The sequence below is a fragment of the Micromonospora sp. NPDC005174 genome (genome assembly GCF_040608495.1).
Lineage (GTDB): Bacteria > Actinomycetota > Actinomycetes > Mycobacteriales > Micromonosporaceae > Micromonospora.
Genome location: NZ_JBEXIJ010000010.1, coordinates 1 through 18,976, shown reverse-complemented (window position 1 = coordinate 18,976; position 18,976 = coordinate 1). Strand labels below are relative to the sequence as shown.

Sequence of the window (18,976 nt, the reverse complement as noted above, 5' to 3'; positions counted from 1 at the left end):
TCCGGTGGCCCCGACCGAACCGGCCGACCTCGACGTCGCCGACCTGCACCCCGCGCTGGGCGATCCGGCGCTGAACTCGATGAACTTCCTCAACGAGGTGTCCGAACGGTACCCGACGGCGGTGTCGCTCGCGGCCGGCCGCCCGTACGAGGAGTTCCTCGACGTCGCCGCGGTGCACCGGCACCTGGACACGTTCCACCGGCATCTCGTGGACGAGCTGGGACATTCGGCCGAGCAGGCGCGACGGCTGCTGTTGCAGTACGGCCGGACCAAGGGCATCGTGCACCACCTGGTCGCCCGCAACCTCGCCCTCGACGAGGGGATCACCGTCGACCCGGAGGCCGTGGTGGTGACCGTCGGCTGCCAGGAGGCCATGTTCCTGGTGCTGCGGGCGTTGCGGGCCGGGCCGACGGACGTGCTGTTGGCGGTCGCCCCGACCTATGTCGGGCTGACCGGTGCGGCCCGGCTGGTGGACCTGCCGGTGTGGCCGGTCGCGGGCGGACCGTCCGGTGTGGATCTGGCCGACCTGCGGGCCCAGGCGCGTCGGGCCCGGGAGGCCGGCCTGCGGCCGCGTGCCTGCTACGTGATGCCGGACTTCGCCAACCCGTCCGGGGTCAGCATCGACGTCGCCGACCGGCAGCGGCTGCTCACGCTGGCCGCCGAGGAGGACCTGCTGCTGCTGGAGGACAATCCGTACGGGCTGTTCGCCGTCGCCGACGGGCCGCGTCCGCCGACCCTGAAGGCGCTGGACACCGACCGGCGGGTCGTCTATCTCGGCTCCTTCGCCAAGACGGTGCTGCCCGGCGCGCGGGTGGGTTACGTGGTCGCCGATCAGCGGGTGGCCGGACCGGACGGCCGGCTCGGCCCGTTCGCCGACCAGCTCGCCATGATCAAGAGCATGGTCACCGTGAACACCTCACCCCTCGCGCAGGCGGTCATCGGTGGGCGGCTGTTGGAGCACGGGTGCAGCCTGGTGCCCGCGAACACCCGGGAGCGGGCCGCGTACGCCCGCAACCTGCGCCACCTGGTGGCCGGCCTGGCCCGGCGCTTCGCGGACCGCCCGGAGGTGCGCTGGACGGTGCCGGCCGGTGGGTTCTTCGTGGTGGTGACGGTGCCGTTCACGGTCGACGACGCGTTGCTGGACACCTCGGCGCGGAACTACGGCGTGCTCTGGACCCCGATGGCGCACTTCTACGACGACACCGCGCCGGTGCGGGCGCTGCGGCTGTCGGTCAGCGCGGTGACACCGGAGCAGATCGACGTGGGATTGGACCGGCTCGCCGCCCTCATCACTGACGAGCTCCTGGGTGGACGGTCATAATGGGCCGCATGGTTGCCTGGGAGTACGCCCTGCTCGTCCGCCGTTATCAGGGACAGGGTCGCAATTTCACCGTCTCGTTCGTCTGGTACGGCCCGGACGGGTCACGCAAGGACATCACCGCCTACGGCGACACGGCCATCGCGCACCTCAACCGCGCCGGCCGGGAGGGCTGGGAGCTGGTGTCGGCAGCCGAGGACGTCAACAACGTCCAGGGCAGCACCGAGGTCCACCGCTACCACCTGAAGCGCCCCCTGAACTGACCCCCGCCGCGCCCCGTCGATCGTGGAAACACCACGGCTCCATGATCGACGGGGGCGTGCGGGGTCGGGGCCGGCCGTCAGGCCAGGTCGATGCCCGGGTAGAGCGGGTGGGGGGCCAGCAGGTCGGTGGCCTGGCGGGAGACCTTGTCGGCCAGGTCGGCGTCGAGCGTGTACTTCGCCTTGGACGGGGTGCCGTCGGCGTTGGCGCCGGCCGTGGTGTTGGTCAGCACGGTGTGGATCAACTCCGCCGTCTGGTCCATCTCGGCGGCGCCCAGCCCCCGGGTGGTCAGCGCCGGGGTGCCGATCCGGATGCCGGACGTGTACCAGGCGCCGTTCGGGTCCTGCGGGACCGAGTTGCGGTTGGTGACGATGCCCGAGTCGAGCAGTGCCTGTTCGGCCTGCCGGCCGGTGAGCCCGTAGCCGGACACGTCGATCAGCACCAGGTGGTTGTCGGTGCCACCGGTGACCAGCGTCGCGCCCCGGCGCAGCAGCCCCTCGGCGAGGGCCTGCGAGTTGTCCACGATCCGCTGCGCGTAGTCGGCGAAGTCCGGGCGGCGAGCCTCGGCGAGCGCGACCGCCTTCGCGGCCATGACGTGCGGCAGCGGACCGCCGAGCACCATCGGGCAGCCCCGGTCGACCTGGTCGGCCAGCTCCGGCTGGCAGAGCACCATGCCGCCGCGCGGGCCGCGCAGCGACTTGTGGGTGGTGGTGGTGACGATGTGCGCGTGCGGCACCGGGTCGAAGTCGCCGGTGAAGACCTTGCCGGCCACCAGACCGGCGAAGTGCGCCATGTCGACCATGAAGGTCGCGCCGACCGAGTCGGCGATCTCGCGCAGGATCCGGAAGTTCACCTTCCGGGGGTACGCCGAGTAGCCGCCCACCAGGATCAGCGGCTTGAACTCGCGGGCCGCCTCGGCCACCCGGTCGTAGTCGATCAGGCCGGTCGCCGGGTCGGTGCCGTAGCTGCGCTGGTCGAACATCTTTCCGGAGATGTTCGGCCGGAAGCCGTGGGTGAGGTGCCCGCCGGCGTCCAGCGACATGCCGAGCATCCGCTGGTTGCCCAGCTCGCGGCGCAGCGCGAACCAGTCCGCCTCGGTGAGGTCGTTGACCTGACGGACCTGGGCCTTCTTGAGGGCGGGGGACTCGACCCGGTCGGCGAGCACCGCCCAGAACGCGACCAGGTTGGCGTCGATGCCCGAGTGCGGCTGCACGTACGCGTGGGCCGCGCCGAACAGCTCCCGGGCATGTTCGGCGGCGAGCGCCTCGACGGTGTCCACGTTCTGGCAGCCGGCGTAGAAGCGGCGGCCGACGGTGCCCTCGGCGTACTTGTCGCTGAACCAGTTGCCCATCGCCAGCAGCGTCGCCGGGGAGGCGTAGTTCTCGCTGGCGATGAGCTTGAGGGACTCCCGCTGGTCGGTCAGCTCGGCACCGATGGCGTCGGCCACCCGCGGCTCGACGGCCCGGATCACCTCGAGGGCGCTCCGGAATGCGCTGGACTCGGCGTTGTGCGACATGCGACCTCCTACGTACGTGCGGAAGGCCCAGGCGCTCGGCAAACGTCCTCGTGACGGGGCCGCTCCCCGATGGTTGTCCATCCCAACGCGCCAGTAACGGCCCGCGCCGATCCTACCGGGCCGGGCGTCGACCGAGCCGCGCGACTCCCGACGCGAGCGCGCCGAGGTGGTTGGACGGCCCGCGCTCGGGCATTCGACAAGGGGGACGTCGCGCCGGCAACGGGTGCGGCAGTCCCTGCCACGAGAGGAGTCGACACCCATGACCACACCCACCACCGGTCGACCGTCAGCTCTGGTGACCGGAGCGTCCAGCGGCATCGGGTACGAACTGGCCGTGCAGTTCGCCGAGCACGGATTCGACCTGATCGTGGCCGCCGAGGACGCCGGCATCACCGCGGCGGCCGACAAGCTGCGCCGCGACGGCGGCGTCCAGATCCATCCGGTACGCGTCGACCTGTCCACCGAGCAGGGCGTCGAGGAGCTGGTGAGCGCCGTCGCCGCGACCGGACGTCCCCTGGACGCGCTGGCGCTGAACGCCGGGCGGGGCGCCGGGGGCGCGTTCGTCGGCGGCACCGACCTGCGCGACGAGTTGGAGGTCGTCGACCTCAACGTGCGGTCGACGGTGCACCTGGCCAAGCGACTGCTTCCCGGGATGGTCGAGCGGGGCGCGGGCCGCGTGCTGTTCACCTCGTCGATCGCCTCGACGATGCCGGGCCCCTTCCAGGCGGTCTACAACGCCTCGAAGTCGTTCGTGCAGTCCTTCGCCGAGGCGCTGCGCAACGAGCTGAAGGACAGCGGCGTCACGGTGACCGCGTTGATGCCCGGGCCGACCGACACCGCCTTCTTCGACCGGGCCGAGATGCGGGACACCCGGGTCGGCTCCGGCAAGAAGGACGACCCGGCCGAGGTAGCCGCGCAGGGCTTCGCGGCGATGATGAAGGGTGACCAGACCGTCACGGCGGGTTCACTGATCAACAAGGTGCAGACGGCTGCCGGGAAGATCATCCCGGACAAGCTCAAGTCCGAACAGCACCGTCTCATGGCCAAGCCGGGCTCGGGCGAGTGACCCGACGCCCCCGACCCCGACCCCGACCCCGCCCCCGCCTCCCCGACCCCGCCTCGCCTCGCCTCCCGCGATCTTGCACTTTCTGTCGTGACGAAACGGCACTAAACGTCGCCAATCGGCAACATAAAGTGCAAGATCGCGGGGGCGAGGGGCCGGGGGAGCCCGCCGGGCCGGCGGGCCGGGGGTGGGGGTGGGGGCGGGGTGGGCGGCATGACGAGGGGCCCGGCAGTTCGCCGGGCCCTTCGGTGTGAGCGGGTGCCTCAGGCGGTCACGGCGTCGCGCGCCTTCTTGATCGCCTTCGGCTCGGTGGGGGTACGCGGTGCGTCCGCGCGCAGCGCGATCATCTTCTCGCCGATCTCCTGGAGCTGCTTACGGCCCAACGCCTCGCGGACCTTGGGGAACCACTCCTCCTCTTCCTCCTCGACGTGGTGCGTGACGTTCTCAATCAGCACCGTCGTCTTGGCGGTGAAGCGCTCGTCCTTGGCGTCCATGCTGGCCAGTTCGAGGCAGAGCAGGTCGGCCACGTGGTGCTCCTCGTACGACTCGAGGATGTCGTCCTCCAGGTCGGGCAGGAGCCGGCGGACCTCCGGGTACATCACCTCGTTCTCCAGGTAGGTGTGCACTGTCAGGGCCTCCAGGATCTGGTCCACCAGCTTCTGCCGCTGGCTCGCCGGCCCCTCCTCGGCGTCCTGGAAGGCCTTGAACAGGCGGCGCATCTCCTTGTGGTCCTCTTTGAGCAGGACGATGGCATCGGTCGACACCGGTGTGCCCCCCTTGTTCGATAGCTTGGCTGATGTCGATCCGGTACCCCGAGAGTGCGCGGCGAAACGGACGAACGCGGGCGATACCGCCTGCTCAGACCGTGGCCAGAGTGCGCGGGATCTCGTCGAGCAGTTCCCGGGCCAGGAAACCGATCCGGCCGTACCGGGGGATCAGCCGTTGGCCGCTCACGGCGTGCGCGAAGGCACCCCAGCAGGCGGCCTGCGCCGGGTCGGCGCCTCGGGAGAGCAGCCCGGCCAGCAGGCCGGCGAGCACGTCTCCGCTGCCGGACGTGCCGAGGCCCGCGTCGCCGCTCTCCTCCCGCCACCCGCGCCCGTCCGGGGCGGCCACGTGCCCGTAGAGCGAGACCACCGCCTCGTACCGCTGTGCCAGCTCGGCGGCCTCGGCGCCCAGGTCGTCGCCCGCGTCCCGGCCGAGCAGGTGACCGGCCTCGGTGACGTTGGGAGTGAGCACCACCGGGCGGCCCGAGCCGACCAGCAGCTTCGGCTCGTGGCTGAGCGCGCCGAGGGCGTACGCGTCCAGGACCAGCGGGGTGTCCGGCCCGGCCGCCTCCAGGACGAGGTCCAGCAGTCGGGAGGTCTCGTCGATGTCCGTCAACCCCGGGCCCAGGGCCACCACGTCCGCCGCGCCGGCCAACTCGCGGAGCTGGCCGGCCCGGTCGGCGGCCACCGTGCCGTCGGACGTCTCCGGCAGCCCCACCACCAGCGCCTCGGGCACCTGGATGCTCAACGCGGCCGCGGTCGACTCGGCGAGGGCGAGCTGGAGCACGCCGGCGCCGGCGCGCAGCGCGGCCACCCCGGCGAGCAGGACCGCCCCGGGGGTGAAGCGGGAGCCGCCGATCACCAGCACCGTGCCCCGGCTCTCCTTGCCACCGGCGGGTACGGGCAGCGCCCAGTCCCGCAGCAGCGCCGGCGTGATCACCTGAACCTCAGACCGGTTCGGCATGGATCTCGTCCTCCCTGGTCGCCTCGGCGCCCTGCCGGTGCAGGTGGCCGACCTCGTTGAAACCGCCGAGCCGCAGTCTGCCCTGCTCGTCGGCGGACCAGTCGGTGATCGAGCAGTTGGCGATCACGTGTTCGCGGGTCAACGCCATCAACTCCGGCTCGGTCAGGCCCTCGAGGAGGTAGCGCAGCAGGAAGACCAGCGCGTCGTGACCGAAGAGCAGCACCCGCTGACCCTCGTGGTCACGGCGCAGGTCACCGAGGAGCGCGCGCAGGCGCAGCGCCACGTCGGTCCAGGCCTCACCGCCGGGCGGCCGGTAGTAGAACTTGCCCAACCGGGCGCGGCGCTCGGCCTCGTCGGGAAACCGCCGCTGCACCCCGTGCCCGGTCAGGCCGTCCAGGATGCCCAGCTCCCGGTCGCGCAGCCGCTCGTCGCGGCTCACCGGCACCCCGGTGCCGTGCAGCGCCAGCTTCGCCGTGGACACCGCCCGCAGGTACGGCGACACCACGGCCACGTCGGGCCGCCGGTCCTCGGGCAGGCTGGCGAGCCACCGGCCGGTCGCCCGCGCCTGCTCCTCGCCGGTGTCCGAGAGCGGCACGTCGGCGTCGCGGTGGCTCAGTGCGATCACGTCCGCGCCGGTCTCCTCGGCCCGGGTGGCCGCCACGTTCGCGGTGCTCTCCCCGTGCCGGATGATCCAGAGCGTCGACAGTTCCGCCATGCCGACCCCCTACCCGGGCGCGGCACGGCGTAACCGTGGGCGCGCCCGGGACGGGGTCGGCTCAGCCGCGCTTGCGCAGCAGGGCCACGGTCAGCCCGGTCACGTGCGTGACGCGGACCACCTCGTACCGCTCGGCGAGAGCGGCGGACTGCTTCTTCGGCAGACCGGTCAGCGGCGCGTCGGTGACCGTCGGCAGCAGCACCCAGAGCCGCGGCTCGTCGCGCAGACAGCGGGCCGGGCTGGCGCAGTCCGCGCCGAACAGCTCGTCACGCGCTGCCGCCGACCGCTCCTGGAAGACGTTGCGCGGCGAGATGTCGGCGGGGAGGTAGTAGCGCACGCCGGGCTCGTGCATCCACCACCAGGGGCCACCCGCGACCAGGCCGTCACCGGGCTGGTAGCCGGCCTCGATCACCCGCGCCGCCTCCGAGTAGGAGAGCGGCGCGAACGCCCGCTTCTGCGGATACGTGTACCAGCCGTGCGAGTACTCCCCGCGCAACGCGAGCTGACCGGGGACGCTCAGCGCGGCGAGCACCACCACGCCCACCGCGACCAGCGGCGCGCGGCGCAGCGCGCCGACGGCCGCGCCGGCGAGCACCGCCCACGCCGGTACGAGGAAGAGCAGGTACTTGGAGAAGAAGTAGTTGATGTCGCCGGCGGAGGCCACCAGGATCACCGGGACCGGCAGCGCGGCGATCACCGCGGCGGCGGCGGTCCGCGCGGCCACGTCGCGGCGCAGGTGGGTCAGCACCCCGACCAGCGCCAGCGCGGTGATCGCGGCGGCCAGCAGCACCGAGCCGAAGACCTGCTCCCAGACCGTCCAGGGCGCGCTGTCCGGGATCCAACTGATCTGCCGTCCCGCCTGCTTCATGCCGCGCAGGATCACCGGGGCGGCGATCCCCACCCCGGCGGCGGCGGCCAGCACGAACCAGGCCGGCGACCACCAGCGGCGCTCACGCCAGCAGTGGATCAACACCGCCACCCCGTGCCCGAGTAGCAGCGTGAGCGCCACCACGTTCACCAGACCGATACCGGCCACGCTGAGCGCGTACGCGATCCACCGCAGCCAGCCCGGCTTCTCCAGGGCCCGGAGCAGGAACAGCGTGGCCGCGGCCGCGGCGAGGACGACGAAGGCGTACGACCGGGTCTCCTGCCCGAAGCGGGTGACCGTGGGCACGAGGGCGAAGACGAAGCCGGCGGCGACCCCCGCCGTACGGTCGAAGAGCCGACGCCCGACCAACGCCACGCACGTGGTCGCCAGGACCATGGCCAGCGCCGACGGCAGCCGTACGACCGCCGGGCCGGTGCCGAACAGGCTCGTCCAGCCGTGCATGAAGAGGTAGTACGCCCCGTGCACGGCGTCGACGTTCTCGAGCATCCCCAGGATCTGCCCGGTGGAGCGGGTCGCCACGTCGACAGTGACCAGCTCGTCGTGCCACATCTCCGGGCTGCCGAGGCGCCAGCCGACCGCGAGGGCCGCGAACGCCGTGGGCCAGAACCAGACGCTGAGCACGAGCCGGCGGGCGAAGGACAGTCGCCGCCGCTCCGGCTCGGGGGCGGGCGGGGGCGGCCCCGCGTCGGTAGGCGCGGAAGGCGCGTCCGTGGTGACGGCGCGGTCTGGCATCGGCGTCCGATCGGGGGCGAGCGGGGAGGGGGCGCGACGATGATAGCCGCCACCGTGGTCGCCGGAGGACCCGTCGTCCCGGTCACCGGCCGTGGTGTCCTGACGGGCCCGGGGCCGGCTCGCCGGTACTGGATTCGGACGCCACGCCTGATAATGTGGCCCGCGCCCGTCGCGCACGTCCACCACGCACAGTAAGGCCCGGGGAACCGATGATTGTCGACATCATGTTGCCGTACTACGGGAGCGTGCCCCTCATGCAGGCGGCGGTCCGCAGCGTGATGGCACAGAGTGATCCGGGTTGGCGTCTCACAGTGGTCGACGACGGCACCGAGCCGGGTGTGCCGGAGTGGTTCGCGCAGATCACCGACGAGCGGGTCCGCTACCAGCGCAACGAGCGGAACCTCGGCATCACCGGCAACTACCGCAAGTGCGTCGGCCTCGCCGAGCACGAGTATCTGGTCATGATGGGCACGGACGACATCATGCACCCCAACTACGTCGCCACGGTGCGATCGGTGATCGAGCAGTACCCGGGCGTGGGCATGGTCCAGCCGGGGGTCGAGATCATCGACGCCAACGGCACGGTGGTCAACACCATCGTCGACGAGGCCAAGCGCCGCCTCTACGCGCCGCGCGTCGAGTCCCGGGAGCTGATGGGCGGCGAGGATCTGGCGGCCAGCCTGCTGCGCGGCTGCTGGTTCTACTTCCCGTCGATCTGCTGGCGGACGGACGCCCTCAAGGCCGTCGACTTCCGCGAGGAGTTCCAGGTCATCCAGGATCTCGCGCTGGTGATCGACCTGATCCAGCGGGGCGAGCAGATGGCTGTGGACACCACCCTGTGCTTCCAGTACCGGCGGCACGCGGTCAGCAAGTCCGCCGCCGACGCGATCACCGGCACCCGGTTCACCGAGGCGCGGGCGTACTTCGTCCAGGTCGCCCGACGGATGGACGAGCAGGGCTGGCCCCGGGCGGCGCGGGCGGCCCGCCGTTACATGTCCTCCCGGCTGCACGCCGTGACGCTGCTGCCGACCGCGGTCCTCGCGGGCCGGATGACGGGTGTGAAGAGCCTGTCGCGGCACGCGTTCGGGCCGGGCCGATGAGCGACCGCAGTCAGGGAGAGTTCATGATCATCGAGCAACGGAACCCGTCGCGGGACGCCGGACAGCGGCGACGGGTGGTGGTGCTCGGCGGCACCGGATTCCTCGGTCGCCCGATCTGCCGGGCCCTGGCCGACCAGGGCCACACCGTCGTCGCCGTCGCCCGTACCCCGCGTGACATCGGGCCGGGCGTCGCGGTCCGCGCCCTGGACCTGGCTGCCGCCGACGTCGACGAGATCACCGAGATGCTCCGCGAGCTGGCCCCGGACGTGGTGATCAACTCCGCGGGCGGCATGTGGGGGCTCAACGACGCGCAGATGCTCGCCGTCAACGTGACGCTGGTCGAGCGGCTGATCGAGGCCGCCGGCCGGTTGCCCGGTCGGGTCCGGGTGGTCCAGTTGGGCAGCGTGCACGAGTACGGGCTGGTACCGGTCGACACCTCGATGCCCGAGGGGCTGCGACCCGCGCCGGTCATGCCGTACGGCGAATTCAAGCTGCGCTGCACCACGGCGGTCAGCGAGGCCGACCGGTCGGGCCTGATCGAGGGCGTCACGCTGCGGGTCGGCAACGTCATCGGCGCCGGCCAGCCCGGGCACAGCCTGCTCGGGGTGGTCGCGGGTCGGCTGCGCGACGCCCAGCGCGCCGGTGAGCGCGCCCGCCTGGAGCTGGCCCCGCTCGGCTCGCGGCGTGACTTCGTGGGCCTGAGCGACGTGGTGGCCGCCGTCGTGCTGGCCACGACCCGACCCGGAGCGGCCGGCCATGTGATCAACATCGGTCGGGGAGTAGCCGCCAGCGCCCGTGATATGGTCCAGCTCCTCATCGACGCCAGTGGGGTGCCGACCGACTTGGTCGAGGCCGAGCAGACCGGTCCGGCCGAGACGAACTGGCAGCGGCTGGACGTCGGGCTCGCCGCCGAGGTGCTCGGCTGGTCGCCGAGCGATGATCTGCACACCGAGATGAAGCAGTTGTGGGAGCACGCCGGCGCCGAGGTGCCCGCCTGATGGTCGAGAGGTTCTGACCGCATGACTACCCCCGCCCTCGTCCGCTCCCGTGGCACGCTTGCCGATCTGCTCTCCGGCCGCAGCAACGGCATCGGGCTCATCCGGCTCTGCCTCGCCGTCGGCGTCGTGTTGTCACACTCCAAGCCGCTCGGCTTCGGTGCCAACGACCTCGGCTACCACCTGACCGGCCGGCAGACCAACGTCGGCACCATGGCCGTGTACGGCTTCTTCGTGCTCTCCGGTCTGCTGATCACCCGCAGCGCCCGGCGTACCGGCATCATCCGCTACTCCTGGCACCGCGCCCTGCGCATCTTCCCCGGCCTGTGGGTGTGCCTGCTGATCACCGCGCTCGTGGTCGCCCCGCTGGTCGCCCTGCGCGAGCACGGCACCACCGCCGGCTTCTTCGACAACGCCTGGGACCGCGGCGGCCCGTTGGCCTACCTCCAGGCCAACTGGTGGACCGGTGTCCGTCAGTACGGCATCCAGGACCTGCTCAAGGCGACCACCCCGTGGGGCGAGAAGAGCGGCTCCAGCGTCTTCAACGGCGCCCTGTGGTCACTCAAGTACGAGATGTTCTGCTACGTCGTGGTGGGCGTCCTGGCCATCACCGCGGTGCTGCGCAACGCCCGCCGGTTCGTGCTGTTCCTGACCGTCGCGCTCTACCTGAGCATCGTGCAGGACTGGGTGAGCTCGGGGCAGTTCAGCGGACCGGCGTCCACGGCGAGCTGGTCGTTCGACTCGCCCCTGGTGGGCGTGATGAGCTTCCACTACATCGTCTACCTGGGCTTCCTGTTCGCGTTCGGCGCGACGCTGGACCTCTACCGCGAGCGGGTGCCGATCAACGACGCGCTCGGCATCTCCTCGGCCGTGGCGCTGGGATTGTCCCTGCTCTTCGGTGGCTTCTTCGTCATCGGGCTGCCGGCGTTCGCGTACCTGCTGGTGTGGCTGTCGGTGCGGATGCCGCGCCAGCTGCACTGGGTCGGCCGGAAGAACGACTACTCGTACGGCATCTACATCTACGGGTTCGTCGGCCAGCAGGTGATGGCCAGCCTGGGGTGGAGCCGCTGGGGGTACGTGCCGTTCGCCGCGATGTCGGTCGCGGTCGCCTTCGTCGCCGCGTTCATCTCGTGGAAGCTCGTCGAGCGGCCGGCGCTGCGGTTGAAGGACTGGACGCCGGGCTTCGTGGCCCGCCGCTCGTCGCAGCCGGTGCCGGTCGAGCAGCAGACCGCGGTGGCCGAGGAGCCGCAGCCGGCCTCCGTCGGCGGCCCGACGGAGGAGTTGCCGCAGCAGCACGCCACGCTGGTCCCGGGCCGGTAGCCCACCGGGTCCGCCCGCACGTCGTACCCTCGGGGGCGTGGCCACGGCGGCGGAGGAGATCCAGGTGGGGGAGCGGCTGGTCCGCGTCTCCAGCCCCGACAAGCCGTACTTCCCGGAACGCGGGCTGACCAAGCTGGACGTGGTCCGCTACTTCCTGGCGGTCGGCGACGGCATCCTGCGGGCGCTGCGCGACCGGCCGACCATGCTGGAACGCTGGCCGCGCGGCGTCTTCGAGGGCGCGACGATCGCCACCCGGCAGACCAACCGCGGCGACGCGTTCTACCAGAAGCGGTTGCCGGCGGGCGCGCCCGAGTGGGTGCGCACCGCGCACATCACGTTCCCCAGCGGCCGGACCGCCGACGAGGTCGCGCCGAGCGAGCTGGCGGTGGTCATCTGGGCCGCCAACCTGGGCACCCTGCGCTTTCATCCGTGGCCGGTGTCCGCCGGCGACGTGGAACGCCCCGACCAGTTGCGCATCGACCTCGACCCGATGCCCGGCGTCGGCTTCGACCAGGTGGTGCCGGTGGCGCACGAGGTGCGGGCGTTCCTCGCCGAGCTGGGCATGACCGGCTATCCGAAGACCACCGGCGGCCGGGGCCTGCACGTGTACCTGTCGATCGAGCCGAGGTGGAGTTTCGGCGAGTGCCGCCGGGCGGTGCTCGCGCTGGGGCGCGAGATGCAGCGCCGTCTGCCGGAGCTGGTCACCACCACCTGGTGGCGGGACCAGCGGGACCGGCCGGTCTTCGTGGACTACAACCAGATGTCCCGCGACCACACGATGGCGTCGGCGTACTCGATCCGGCCGACACCCCGGGCGTTGGTGTCGACGCCGTTGGACTGGGCGGAGCTGGACGACGCGCGTCCGGAGGACTTCGACGTGCTCACCGTGCCGGCCCGGTTCGCCGAGCGCGGCGACCCGCACGCCGGCCTGGACGGCGACCGGCACTCGTTGGAGCCGCTGCTGGAGCTGGCCGACCGCGAGGGCCTGGAGGCGCCGCCCGAGCGGTGACCCGACGGGTGGCCTACTGCCACGGGCTCTGCGTTCCTTCGAACTCCTCGAAGACCAGCCACGACCGCGTCGACAGCACCCCGGCGATGCGCTGCACCCGGTCGAGCACCACGTCCCGCAGGGCGGCGTTGTCCGGTGCCCGGACCAGGGCCAGTACGTCGTGCTCGCCACTGAGCAGCGCGACGTGCTCGACGTACCGCACCTGCGCCAGCTCGGCCGACACCTCCCGCCAGGTGTTCTGCTCGATCGTCAACGCCATGTACGCCGACGTGCCCAACCCGGCGGCCTCGGGCGCGACCTGTGCCCGGAAGCCCGTGATCACGCCTTCGCGCACCAGACGCTCCACCCGGGCGTACGCGTTGGTGCGCGAGATGTGGATGCGCTCGGCCAGGGTGCGTACCGACGTGCGACCGTCGCGGACCAGCTCGTCCAGGATCCGCCGGTCGACCTCGTCCATGGTTCGGGCCGATCGTCCCGATCCGGTTACCCGGCTCGCTCCGTCCCCGTTCTCCTGGCTCACCGACGCGCCTCCCGCATGCCAGTCGTCCCGCCTTCTGCGTGGATCTTGAGTCAATCATCCGTCAGGCGGAAGCATAGGCTCACCACACGTCCCAGGAGGTCCCGCCGTGACGACCACACCCCAGGCGGTCCGCAGGGCATCCCCGCGCGCCCGTCGGACGGTCACCCCGCCCGACCCGGCGCGCCCGCTGCTGCCGGACGCCGAACCGGTCCGCCTACTCGACCCGACCGGTACGCCGCTGCCGGCCCGCACCGACTATCCCGAACCGCCCGTCGAGGCGCTGCGGGAGCTGTACCGCCGGATGGTGCTCGGCCGCCGGTTCGACACCCAGGCGACCGCGCTCACCAAGCAGGGCCGCCTCGCCGTCTACCCGTCGTCGCGGGGGCAGGAGGCGTGCCAGGTGGCCGCCACGCTCGCGGTCCGTGACACCGACTGGCTGTTCCCCACCTACCGCGAATCGATGGCGCTGGTTGCCCGGGGCATCGATTCCGTCGAGGTGCTCACCCTGCTGCGCGGCGACTGGCACTGCGGCTACGACCCGACCCAGGTGCACACCGCGCCGCAGTGCACCCCTCTCGCCACCCAGTGCGTGCACGCGGCCGGGCTGGCGCACGGCGAGTCGTACCAGGGGCGCGACACCGTGGCGCTGGCCTTCATCGGCGACGGGGCGACCAGCGAGGGCGACTTCCACGAGGGCATCAACTTCGCCGCCGTGTTCAAGGCCCCGGTCGTCTACTTCGTGCAGAACAACAGGTACGCCATCAGCGTCCCGCTGTCCCGGCAGACCGCGGCGCCGTCGCTGGCGTACAAGGGTGTCGGCTACGGGGTGCCCAGTGAGCAGGTCGACGGCAACGACCCCGTCGCGGTGCTCGCCGTGCTGACCCGCGCGGTCGCGCACGCCCGCGCCGGCAACGGTCCGTTCCTGGTCGAGGCGCACACCTATCGGATGGAGCCGCACACCAACGCCGACGACGCCAGCCGCTACCGCGACGGCGCCGAGGTCGACGCCTGGCGCGACCGGGACCCCCTGGCCCGCCTGGAGACGTACCTGCGCGCCCGCGGGGTGCTCGACGACGCGGCGGTCGCCGAGATGGCCGAGCAGGCCGAGGCGTACGCGGCGGACCTGCGCGCCCGCATGAACGAGCAGCCCACCGTCGACCCGCTGAGCCTGTTCGACCACGTCTACGCCGAGCCCACCCCGCAGCTCGTCGAGCAGCGCGAGCAGGTCCGCGCCGAGCTGGCCGCCGCACACGACGACGAGGGCGACCTCTGATGGCCACCACCATGGCGAAGGCCCTCAACACCGCACTCGCCGACGCGCTCGCCGCCGACGACCGGGTCGTCGTCTTCGGCGAGGACGTCGGCGCGCTCGGCGGCGTCTTCCGGATCACCGACGGCCTGCAGGCCCGCTTCGGCGAGAAGCGCTGCTTCGACACCCCGCTCGCCGAGGCCGGCATCGTCGGCTTCGCGGTCGGCCTGGCCATGTCCGGCCTGCGTCCGGTCGTCGAGATGCAGTTCGACGCGTTCGCGTACCCGGCGTTCGAGCAGATCGCCTCGCACGTGGCGAAGCTGCGCAACCGCACCCGGGGGGCGCTGAGCGTGCCCATCGTCATCCGGGTGCCGTACGCCGGCGGCATCGGCGGGGTGGAGCACCACTGCGACTCCTCCGAGGCGTACTACGCGCACACCCCCGGCCTGAAGGTCGTCACCCCGGCGACGGTCGAGGACGCGTACTCGCTGCTGCGGGAGGCGATCGACGACCCTGACCCGGTGGTCTTCATGGAGCCCAAGAAGCTCTACTTCGGCAGCGCCGAGGCGCAGTTGCCGACCCGCACCGAGCCGTTCGGCCGGGCCGTCGTGCGCCGGCCCGGCCGCGACGCCACGCTGGTGGCGTACGGGCCGGCGGTGCCGGTCGCCCTGGAGGCCGCCGAGGCCGCCCGCGAGGAGGGCTGGGACCTGGAGGTCGTCGACGTCCGCACCATCGTGCCGTTCGACGACGCCACGATCACCGCGTCGGTCCGGCGTACCGGTCGGTGCGTGGTGATCCAGGAGGCGCCCGGCTTCGCGGGTGTCGGCGCGGAGATCGCCGCCCGGGTGCAGGAGCGCTGCTTCCACGCCCTGCACGCCCCGGTGCTGCGGGTCGCCGGGCTGGACATTCCGTACCCGGCGCCGATGTTGGAGCACACCCACCTGCCCGGCGTCGACCGGGTCCTCGACGCGGTGGCCCGCCTGCAGTGGGACGACCAGCCGGACGCGCGCTGGGCGGCGGCATGACCACCGTCGAGCGGACACAGGTCTTCCTCCTGCCCGACCTGGGCGAAGGGCTGAGCGAGGCCGAGATCGTCGAGTGGCGGGTCGCCGTGGGCGACGTCGTCACGGTGGACCAGAGCGTCGTCGAGGTGGAGACCGCCAAGGCGGTCGTGGACGTGCCCTGCCCGTACGCCGGACGGGTCGTGACCCTGCACGGCGCGGCCGGTGAGGTCCGCCCCGTCGGCCAGCCGTTGATCACCATCGCGCCGCTGGACGGCGGGGACGAGTCCGCCGGGCACGCCACCTACCGCGAGGAGGAGCGGGCCGGCTCCGGCAATGTCCTGATCGGGTACGGCACCGGCCACGGCGGCGCGACACGTCGTCGCCGTCGGTCGCGTCTGGCCCTCGCGCCCGACCCGGCCAGCGCAGCCGAGCCCGCCGCGGCCCAGGCTGACGTGGCCCACGGCGGCGCGGCCCAGGCTGACGTGGCTCACGGCGGCGCGGCCCAGCCGAGCGAGGTCCGGCCGGACGCTGCCAGGACGGCTGCGGGCCGGGCCGGCGCGGGCACCGCGACCGGCAGCGACCCGGCTCCCCACGCCGGTCCCGTCGCCGGCGACCCGGCGGTCGGCGTTCCACCGTCGAGCGCCCTGGTCATCTCGCCGATCGTCCGTCGGCTGGCCCGGGAGCGCGGCGTCGACCTGGGCGCGGTGCGGGGCACCGGACCCGGTGGGGTGATCCGCCGCGCCGACGTGGAGGCGGCCTCGACCGCGCCCGCGGCCCGGCTCGCCGCCGTGCCGGACCCGCACGATGCCCCGACCCCGACCCCGACCCCGACCCCGACCCCGACCGGGGACGGCGATGTCGTCGTCCCGCTCACCGGCGTGCGCAAGGTGATCGCCGACAAGCTCTCCCGCAGCCGGCGGGAGATCCCCGAGGTGACCATCTGGGTCGACGTGGACGCCACCGGACTGCTGGAGACCCGTGCGGCGATCAACGCGGCGACGCCCGACGCGCCGGTGAGCATCCTGGCCCTGCTGGCCCGGATCTGCCTCAGCGGTCTGCGCCGGTACCCGCAGCTCAACTCAAGGGTCGACACCGAGGGGCAGCGCATCGTCCAGTCCGCCGGCGTGCACCTGGGGATCGCCGCGCAGACCGACCGGGGCCTGCTGGTGCCGGTGCTGCGCGACGCTGACCGGCTGACCACCGCCGAGTTGGCCGCCGCTCTGGCGGAGACCACCGCCGCGGCGCGGGCCGGGACGCTCGCTCCGGCCCGCCTCACCGGCGGCACCTTCACACTGAACAACTACGGCGTGTTCGGCGTGGACGGCTCCACGCCGATCATCAACCACCCCGAGGCGGCGCTGCTCGGAGTGGGGCGCATCGTGGACAAGCCGTGGGTGGTCGACGGGCAGTTGGCCGTCCGCAAGGTGACCCAGCTCAGCCTCACGTTCGACCACCGGGTCTGCGACGGTGGGGTGGCCGGCGGTTTCCTGCGGCACGTCGCCGACTGCGTGGAACGCCCGGCGCTGCTGATCGCCGCCGTCTGACGCGTACCCCCTCGGTCCCGGCACCGCCCGCGCGGTGCCGGGACCGTGGGCGTCCCGGGGTTTCCCAGCCGCGTCACCGGGAAGTCGGCCCCGCCGGTACGCGCCGGACGCGTCGAAGGGAGCCGACCGTGGCCGTGGCGAACGAGCTGCTACTCAACTCGATCCGCGTGCGGCGGCCCGCGGCGGCCGGCGCGCCGCTCTACTGCGACGCGCTGGAGTACGGCCTCACCGGTGACGGCACGACCAACGACCAGCCGGCGCTGGCCGCCCTCGTGGACCGACTCGGTGCCGGGTACGCCTCGGACGGCCGGGCCCGCGTCATCTACTGCCCGCCGGGCATCTACTCGATCCGCGACGCCGGCACGGTGTGGCGCAGCGGCGTCTCGCTTGTCGGCGCCGGCCCGGCGGCGACCCGGTTCATGCTCAGCAACGAGGGCAACCGGGCCGACCCGACCCCGCTGGCCTTCTGGACCACCGTGCAGCACGGCGCCGACCGGGAACGCCACATCGCCGACTGCACCTTCGCCGACTTCCAGATCGACGGCTCCGGCGTCGCGATGGCCGAGTACAGCTACCTCGCCAAGGGCCTCGGCCTGCAGTACGTCGTACGCGGCGTGTTCCGCAACCTCTACATCCACCACACCGCGGCCACCGGGCTGGGCTGCGACTTCCTCCAGGACTCCCTGATCGACGGCGTGGTGGTCGTCGGCTGCGGTCGGCTGGACAACGGCGAGCAGATCGGCGGCGCCGGCATCGGCGTGGGCATCGGCGGTTGGGGCACGGTGGAGCGCTTGACCATCGCGAACTGCACCACCCTCGCCAACGGCACCAACGGCATCTTCCTCGAACTGCAGAAGGACTACTGGCCGCCGCCGCGCGGCTACCGCATCATCGGCTGCCACAGCCAGGGCAACCGGTTCGGCATCTCCGACTGGGGCGCCGACGGTCTCATCGTGTCCGCCTGCACGATGACCGGCAACCTGGAGGCCGGCTTCGACATCTCCGCCCAGGGCACCGCGGCGGTGGCCGGGCGGGGTGGGCTGCTCACCGACTGCGTCATCGACGGCAACATCGGTGACGGCGTCAGCGTCGGCAACACCCCCGGTCCGTACACGATCCGGGGCAACCGGATCAGCGGCAACGGTCAGCACGGCTACCACGGCCACGACCTCGGGCGGGGTTACCAGGGCCCGGTACGCGACGTGGTGATCGAGAGCAACGAGCTCTGGGGCAACGGGCTGGACGCCATTCGGATCGACCACCAGATGACCGACGCGGTCCTGCTCAACAACCGGATCCGCAACAATGGCCGACAGTACGCGCAGGCCGCCAGCGGTAGCGGCGAGACCGTCCGCTACGCCGAACGGTCGGTGGTGGACCGGTCGGCGAACTGGCCGCACGACGGGCACCGGGGCAAGGTCCTGCGGGTGGGACGGGCCGTGGCCATGGTCGCCGCGAACACCGGCGACGAACTCCTCCTGGCACCGGTCCGGCCCGACGGCATCAGCGCCTGGAGTGGGGACGTACCGCCCCCGGGCTGCGGGTACCAGCTGGACGCCGCGCCCCAGCGGCGGGCCGGCATCACCATCGACGCGGCGTTCGACTCGGCCACCATCCGCGGCAACCGGATCTGGGACAACCACGAAGCCAGCACCCAGACCCACGGACTGTGGATCACCGAGCGGGGCAGCTGCGTGGACTGCCGCGTCGAGGACAACGACCTCGCCGGCAACGCCGAGGACGGGATGCGCCTGGACACCCCGCCGGTGGGCGGACGCTGGCGCGACAACCACGTCGACAACGACTGGAGCTGACCCGGCGCTCGCGTCGACCGGATCGACGTGTCCTCCGGCTGGCCGGCCGCTGCGAGTCGGCGCAGGCGACTGGCCCGATGTGCGACGACTGCAAGGCGGAACGCCAGGGCGGTGAGCGCTGATGTCCGCCGAGGTGGAACCCCGGCCTGCTCCAGCACGGTGACGCCGGCGCCCCACGCGCCGATCGCCTTGGCGTGCC

The 18,976-nt window shown here is 72.4% G+C and carries 17 protein-coding genes and 1 riboswitch; of the genes, 11 read left to right on the top strand and 6 right to left on the bottom strand.

Going from position 1 to position 18,976, the window contains the following annotated elements; all coding sequences use genetic code 11:
* Positions 1-4: 4 nt before the first annotated feature.
* Both ABZU91_RS13820 and ABZU91_RS13815 read left to right on the top strand, forming a co-directional pair.
* Positions 5-1,321 (top strand): PLP-dependent aminotransferase family protein, encoded by a 1,317-nt coding sequence (locus tag ABZU91_RS13820; protein WP_355238905.1) that lies wholly within the window; start codon positions 5-7, stop codon positions 1,319-1,321.
* Positions 1,321-1,581, top strand: a complete 261-nt coding sequence (locus tag ABZU91_RS13815; protein WP_007460594.1) for a hypothetical protein — start codon at positions 1,321-1,323, stop codon at positions 1,579-1,581. Before ABZU91_RS13820 ends, ABZU91_RS13815 begins: the two co-directional genes overlap by 1 nt.
* A 77-nt stretch (positions 1,582-1,658) precedes the next feature.
* Here ABZU91_RS13815 and ABZU91_RS13810 read toward each other — a convergent pair whose 3' ends face one another.
* Positions 1,659-3,095 (bottom strand): glycine hydroxymethyltransferase, encoded by a 1,437-nt coding sequence (locus ABZU91_RS13810; RefSeq protein WP_355238902.1) that lies wholly within the window; start codon positions 3,093-3,095, stop codon positions 1,659-1,661.
* 18 nt (positions 3,096-3,113) lie between these two features.
* Positions 3,114-3,203: riboswitch (ZMP/ZTP riboswitch) on the bottom strand.
* A 151-nt stretch (positions 3,204-3,354) separates the two neighbouring features.
* Between ABZU91_RS13810 and ABZU91_RS13805 the strand changes: the two genes are divergently transcribed.
* A complete protein-coding gene (locus tag ABZU91_RS13805) occupies positions 3,355-4,161 on the top strand; it encodes an SDR family NAD(P)-dependent oxidoreductase (protein WP_355238899.1) in 807 nt (268 codons plus the stop codon).
* 260 nt (positions 4,162-4,421) lie between these two features.
* Here the strand turns inward: ABZU91_RS13805 and ABZU91_RS13800 are convergent, their stop codons facing one another.
* From ABZU91_RS13800 to ABZU91_RS13785, 4 genes are all read right to left on the bottom strand, one after another.
* Positions 4,422-4,922: a hemerythrin domain-containing protein gene (locus ABZU91_RS13800; protein WP_355238896.1), complete on the bottom strand. Its 501-nt coding sequence runs from the start codon at positions 4,920-4,922 to the stop codon at positions 4,422-4,424.
* Positions 4,923-5,016: 94 nt separating this feature from the next.
* The gene (locus tag ABZU91_RS13795; protein WP_355238893.1) at positions 5,017-5,886 is read right to left on the bottom strand and encodes an NAD(P)H-hydrate dehydratase; all 870 of its coding nucleotides are present in this window, start codon (positions 5,884-5,886) and stop codon (positions 5,017-5,019) included.
* Positions 5,870-6,601, bottom strand: a complete 732-nt coding sequence (locus ABZU91_RS13790) for a histidine phosphatase family protein (protein WP_355238890.1) — start codon at positions 6,599-6,601, stop codon at positions 5,870-5,872. The genes ABZU91_RS13795 and ABZU91_RS13790 overlap by 17 nt, the downstream gene beginning before the upstream one ends.
* Positions 6,602-6,662: 61 nt before the next feature.
* Positions 6,663-8,222: a glycosyltransferase family 39 protein gene (locus ABZU91_RS13785; protein WP_355238887.1), complete on the bottom strand. Its 1,560-nt coding sequence runs from the start codon at positions 8,220-8,222 to the stop codon at positions 6,663-6,665.
* A gap of 209 nt (positions 8,223-8,431) precedes the next feature.
* Between ABZU91_RS13785 and ABZU91_RS13780 the strand changes: the two genes are divergently transcribed.
* Genes ABZU91_RS13780 through ABZU91_RS13765 form a run of 4 tightly spaced genes read left to right on the top strand, consistent with a single transcriptional unit; the run spans position 8,432 to position 12,646 of the window.
* Positions 8,432-9,322, top strand: coding sequence for a glycosyltransferase (locus tag ABZU91_RS13780; protein WP_355238884.1), 891 nt, complete (start codon positions 8,432-8,434; stop codon positions 9,320-9,322).
* A 23-nt stretch (positions 9,323-9,345) separates the two neighbouring features.
* Positions 9,346-10,320 (top strand): NAD(P)-dependent oxidoreductase, encoded by a 975-nt coding sequence (locus tag ABZU91_RS13775; protein ID WP_355238881.1) that lies wholly within the window; start codon positions 9,346-9,348, stop codon positions 10,318-10,320.
* Between the two features lie 21 nt (positions 10,321-10,341).
* Positions 10,342-11,637, top strand: coding sequence for an acyltransferase (locus ABZU91_RS13770; RefSeq protein WP_355238878.1), 1,296 nt, complete (start codon positions 10,342-10,344; stop codon positions 11,635-11,637).
* 37 nt (positions 11,638-11,674) lie between these two features.
* Positions 11,675-12,646, top strand: coding sequence for a DNA primase small subunit domain-containing protein (locus tag ABZU91_RS13765; RefSeq protein ID WP_355238875.1), 972 nt, complete (start codon positions 11,675-11,677; stop codon positions 12,644-12,646).
* Positions 12,647-12,659: 13 nt separating this feature from the next.
* Here ABZU91_RS13765 and ABZU91_RS13760 read toward each other — a convergent pair whose 3' ends face one another.
* On the bottom strand, positions 12,660-13,103 hold the full coding sequence (locus ABZU91_RS13760) for an Lrp/AsnC family transcriptional regulator (RefSeq protein ID WP_355238872.1): 444 nt from the start codon (positions 13,101-13,103) through the stop codon (positions 12,660-12,662).
* Positions 13,104-13,239: 136 nt separating this feature from the next.
* Here ABZU91_RS13760 and pdhA point away from each other — a divergent pair, with 136 nt between their 5' ends.
* The 4 genes from pdhA to ABZU91_RS13740 all read left to right on the top strand — a co-directional run bounded on the left by pdhA (position 13,240) and on the right by ABZU91_RS13740 (position 18,777).
* Positions 13,240-14,439, top strand: coding sequence for a pyruvate dehydrogenase (acetyl-transferring) E1 component subunit alpha (gene pdhA, locus ABZU91_RS13755; RefSeq protein ID WP_355239344.1), 1,200 nt, complete (start codon positions 13,240-13,242; stop codon positions 14,437-14,439).
* The gene (locus ABZU91_RS13750; RefSeq protein ID WP_355239341.1) at positions 14,436-15,440 is read left to right on the top strand and encodes an alpha-ketoacid dehydrogenase subunit beta; all 1,005 of its coding nucleotides are present in this window, start codon (positions 14,436-14,438) and stop codon (positions 15,438-15,440) included. The genes pdhA and ABZU91_RS13750 overlap by 4 nt, the downstream gene beginning before the upstream one ends.
* Positions 15,425-16,963, top strand: a complete 1,539-nt coding sequence (locus tag ABZU91_RS13745) for a dihydrolipoamide acetyltransferase family protein (protein ID WP_355239339.1) — start codon at positions 15,425-15,427, stop codon at positions 16,961-16,963. Before ABZU91_RS13750 ends, ABZU91_RS13745 begins: the two co-directional genes overlap by 16 nt.
* A gap of 134 nt (positions 16,964-17,097) precedes the next feature.
* Positions 17,098-18,777, top strand: a complete 1,680-nt coding sequence (locus ABZU91_RS13740) for a right-handed parallel beta-helix repeat-containing protein (protein WP_355239337.1) — start codon at positions 17,098-17,100, stop codon at positions 18,775-18,777.
* Positions 18,778-18,976 lie beyond the last annotated feature (199 nt).

Excerpts from the sequence above, each read along its gene's own strand:
- ABZU91_RS13815 (WP_007460594.1), top strand. The coding sequence starts at position 1,321 with ATGGGCCGCATGGTTGCCTGGGAGTACGCCCTGCTCGTCCGCCGTTAT.
- ABZU91_RS13810 (WP_355238902.1), bottom strand. The coding sequence starts at position 3,095 with ATGTCGCACAACGCCGAGTCCAGCGCATTCCGGAGCGCCCTCGAGGTG.
- ABZU91_RS13805 (WP_355238899.1), top strand. The coding sequence starts at position 3,355 with ATGACCACACCCACCACCGGTCGACCGTCAGCTCTGGTGACCGGAGCG.
- ABZU91_RS13795 (WP_355238893.1), bottom strand. The coding sequence starts at position 5,886 with ATGCCGAACCGGTCTGAGGTTCAGGTGATCACGCCGGCGCTGCTGCGG.
- ABZU91_RS13790 (WP_355238890.1), bottom strand. The coding sequence starts at position 6,601 with ATGGCGGAACTGTCGACGCTCTGGATCATCCGGCACGGGGAGAGCACC.
- ABZU91_RS13785 (WP_355238887.1), bottom strand. The coding sequence starts at position 8,222 with ATGCCAGACCGCGCCGTCACCACGGACGCGCCTTCCGCGCCTACCGAC.
- ABZU91_RS13780 (WP_355238884.1), top strand. The coding sequence starts at position 8,432 with ATGATTGTCGACATCATGTTGCCGTACTACGGGAGCGTGCCCCTCATG.
- ABZU91_RS13775 (WP_355238881.1), top strand. The coding sequence starts at position 9,346 with ATGATCATCGAGCAACGGAACCCGTCGCGGGACGCCGGACAGCGGCGA.
- ABZU91_RS13770 (WP_355238878.1), top strand. The coding sequence starts at position 10,342 with ATGACTACCCCCGCCCTCGTCCGCTCCCGTGGCACGCTTGCCGATCTG.
- ABZU91_RS13760 (WP_355238872.1), bottom strand. The coding sequence starts at position 13,103 with ATGGACGAGGTCGACCGGCGGATCCTGGACGAGCTGGTCCGCGACGGT.